The organism is Flaviramulus multivorans (assembly GCF_021728415.1).
Taxonomy (GTDB): Bacteria; Bacteroidota; Bacteroidia; order Flavobacteriales; family Flavobacteriaceae; genus Sabulilitoribacter; species Sabulilitoribacter multivorans.
This window is the reverse complement of record NZ_JAKKDV010000010.1, coordinates 1-3,802: the sequence shown is the minus strand read 5'-3', so window position 1 is coordinate 3,802 and position 3,802 is coordinate 1. Positions and strand designations below refer to the sequence as shown.

2 tRNA genes and 2 rRNA genes are annotated in these 3,802 nt (G+C 45.3%); all 4 read left to right on the top strand.

Annotated features, from left to right (window positions below):
• The first annotated feature begins 41 nt into the window (after positions 1-41).
• The 4 genes from L3X39_RS14695 (at position 42) to rrf (ending at position 3,632) form a co-directional block, all read left to right on the top strand.
• Positions 42-115 (top strand) — tRNA-Ile (locus L3X39_RS14695).
• Between the two features lie 128 nt (positions 116-243).
• Positions 244-317 (top strand) — tRNA-Ala (locus L3X39_RS14690).
• 246 nt (positions 318-563) lie between these two features.
• Positions 564-3,389 (top strand): 23S ribosomal RNA (locus L3X39_RS14685).
• A gap of 135 nt (positions 3,390-3,524) precedes the next feature.
• Positions 3,525-3,632 (top strand): 5S ribosomal RNA (gene rrf / locus L3X39_RS14680).
• Positions 3,633-3,802: the final 170 nt, after the last annotated feature.

The following is a 3,802-nucleotide window of genomic DNA, read 5'->3' as shown; positions in this document are numbered from 1 at the left end:
AATTATATTTTACTGAAAACTGAACACTGAAGACTATAAACAGTCTCATAGCTCAGCTGGTTAGAGCGCTACACTGATAATGTAGAGGTCGGCAGTTCGAGTCTGCCTGAGACTACAATCTAAGATTGATTTAATTAAAAAAGAGTCGAAATTAGGGATGTTCATTAAATATTGAAAAGGAAATTTTAGAAGTTGAGAATTCAAAGTTCGTAATTCTGAATTCATAATTCTGAATTCTGAAACGGGGGATTAGCTCAGCTGGCTAGAGCGCCTGCCTTGCACGCAGGAGGTCATCGGTTCGACTCCGATATTCTCCACAAGACAATGTCTTGAGATATATTATTTCAAGCATTGCGTTGAGGAAGATAGGCATATATTGTCTGTCGTGACTCACGACACGTTCATTGACATATTGAAAAAAGATACATGAAAATAAGATTAGATTTAGGTCTAATTTTAAATAATAATTCAGATTAATTATACTCACTACGAGCGATGTATAGTTAATCAGTTTTCGATTGACATTAGTCAATTGAAGAAACTCATTAAAAAAGCAAAAAGTACAATAAGCTAAATAAGGGCGTATGGGGAATGCCTAGGCTCTCAGAGGCGAAGAAGGACGTGATAAGCTGCGAAAAGCTGCGGGGATCGGCACACACGATTTGATCCGCAGATATCCGAATGGGGAAACCCACTATATTGAAGATATAGTATCCGTAAGGAGGCGAACCCGGAGAACTGAAACATCTAAGTACCCGGAGGAGAAGAAAACAAAAGTGATTCCGTTAGTAGTGGCGAGCGAACGCGGATTAGCCCAAACCAGTGTTGTTACGGCAATACTGGGGTTGTAGGACCACAATATTGATTGCGCAATGAATTAGAACCCTTTGGAAAGAGGGGCCATAGACGGTGATAGCCCGGTATAAGTAAAGAGCGTTAATTATAGTGGTATCCTGAGTAGTGCGGGGCACGTGAAACCCTGTATGAATTTGTCGGGACCATCCGATAAGGCTAAATACTCCTGAGAGACCGATAGTGAACTAGTACCGTGAGGGAAAGGTGAAAAGAACCCTGAATAAGGGAGTGAAATAGAACCTGAAACCATACGCTTACAAGCGGTCGGAGCCCTTTGGGGTGACGGCGTGCCTTTTGCATAATGAGCCTACGAGTTACCGTTGCTAGCAAGGTTAAGTGATTAAGTCACGGATCCGTAGCGAAAGCGAGTCTGAATAGGGCGCTTTAGTTAGTAGTGGTAGACGCGAAACCGTGTGATCTACCCATGGGCAGGTTGAAGCAGTAGTAACATACTGTGGAGGACCGAACCGGTTGACGTTGAAAAGTCTTCGGATGACCTGTGGGTAGGGGTGAAAGGCCAATCAAACTCGGAAATAGCTCGTACTCCCCGAAATGCATTTAGGTGCAGCGTTGATTAATAGTTTTATAGAGGTAGAGCTACTGATTGGATGCGGGGGCTTCACCGCCTACCAATTCCTGACAAACTCCGAATGCTATAAAATGTTTATCAGCAGTGAGGGCATGGGTGCTAAGGTCCATGTCCGAAAGGGAAAGAACCCAGACCATCAGCTAAGGTCCCCAAATGTATGTTAAGTTGAAATAACGCGGTTGAACTGCTTAGACAGCTAGGATGTTGGCTTGGAAGCAGCCATTCATTTAAAGAGTGCGTAACAGCTCACTAGTCGAGCGGTTCGGCATGGATAATAATCGGGCATAAACATACTACCGAAGCTATGGACTTGAAAAAGTGGTAGGGGAGCATTGTAGTGTCGTCGAAGGTGTACTGTGAGGTATGCTGGAGAAGCTACAAAAGAAAATGTAGGCATAAGTAACGATAATGCGGGCGAGAAACCCGCACTCCGAAAGACTAAGGTTTCCTCAGCTATGCTAATCAGCTGAGGGTTAGTCGGGACCTAACGCGAACCCGAAAGGGGTAGTGGATGGACAACAGGTTAATATTCCTGTACCTGCTCTTACTAAAAGTGACGGAGGCGTATATTTGGTGCGTGCTGACGGAATAGCACGTTGAAGCCAGTGGTAACACGGCGATAGTACACTGAGGCTTCGGCCAAGGTGATAATCCAGAGAAGCGACTTCCAAGAAAAGCGAAAGAAGCAGCCCGTACCCTAAACCGACACAGGTAGTTGGGATGAGAATTCTAAGGAGCTCGAGAGATTCATGGCTAAGGAATTAGGCAAAATAGACCCGTAACTTCGGGAGAAGGGTCGCCCCACTTCGGTGGGGCCGCAGTGAAAAGGTCCAGGCGACTGTTTATCAAAAACACAGGGCTATGCTAAATTGAAAAATGACGTATATGGCCTGACACCTGCCCGGTGCTGGAAGGTTAAGTGGAGGGCTTAGAGGTTTACCTCGAAGGTCTTAAATGAAGCCCCAGTAAACGGCGGCCGTAACTATAACGGTCCTAAGGTAGCGAAATTCCTTGTCGGGTAAGTTCCGACCTGCACGAATGGTGCAACGATCTGGACACTGTCTCAGCCATGAGCTCGGTGAAATTGTAGTATCGGTGAAGATGCCGATTACCCGCTGTGGGACGAAAAGACCCCGTGCACCTTTACTATAGCTTAGTATTGGTTTTGGACAAGTAATGTGTAGGATAGGTGGGAGACTTTGAAGCGGCATCGCCAGGTGTTGTGGAGTCATTGTTGAAATACCACCCTTTGCTTGTCTAGAGTCTAACCCTTGAACAAAGGGGACAGTGCTTGGTGGGTAGTTTGACTGGGGTGGTCGCCTCCAAAAGAGTAACGGAGGCTTCTAAAGGTTCCCTCAGCACGCTTGGTAACCGTGCGTAGAGTGCAATGGCATAAGGGAGCTTGACTGAGAGACCTACAAGTCGATCAGGTTGGAAACAAGAGCATAGTGATCCGGTGGTTCCGCATGGAAGGGCCATCGCTCAAAGGATAAAAGGTACGCCGGGGATAACAGGCTGATCTCCCCCAAGAGCTCATATCGACGGGGGGGTTTGGCACCTCGATGTCGGCTCGTCACATCCTGGGGCTGGAGAAGGTCCCAAGGGTTGGGCTGTTCGCCCATTAAAGTGGCACGCGAGCTGGGTTCAGAACGTCGTGAGACAGTTCGGTCTCTATCTACAGTGGGCGTTAGAAATTTGAGTGGATCTGACTCTAGTACGAGAGGACCGAGTTGGACAAACCTCTGGTGTATCTGTTGTTCCGCCAGGAGCATTGCAGAGTAGCTACGTTTGGAAGGGATAAGCGCTGAAAGCATATAAGCGCGAAACCCACCACAAGATGAGATTTCTTTAAAGGGTCGTGGGAGATGACCACGTTGATAGGCTATAGGTGTAAAGGCAGTAATGTCATAGCCAAGTAGTACTAATAACCCATAGGCTTATTGTACGCCTGTTTTTTTATAAGAGTACAACAGAATTATTAAATAATCATGTTTCTATTTTCAATATGTTAAGATATTTGTTCCAATTTTATTGGAACGCTGGAGACTCGATGTGAAAGCTGACAGTCACAGCTATAACTTAAGGTGGTTATAGCGACGGGGCTCACCTCTTACCATTCCGAACAGAGAAGTTAAGCCCGTTAGCGCCGATGGTACTGCATTTGTGGGAGAGTAGGTCGTTGCCTTTTTTATTCTAAACAAAGATTTAGGATTTATTAATCCCCAACATTAATTTGTTGGGGATTTTTTTTGTGATAAACTAAACTGAAATAAGTAAAAAGCTATTATTAATTAAATAAGACGGACTTTATAGGAAGTTAAGCCTATTAGTTCCGATGGTACTAAATTTGTGAGAGCG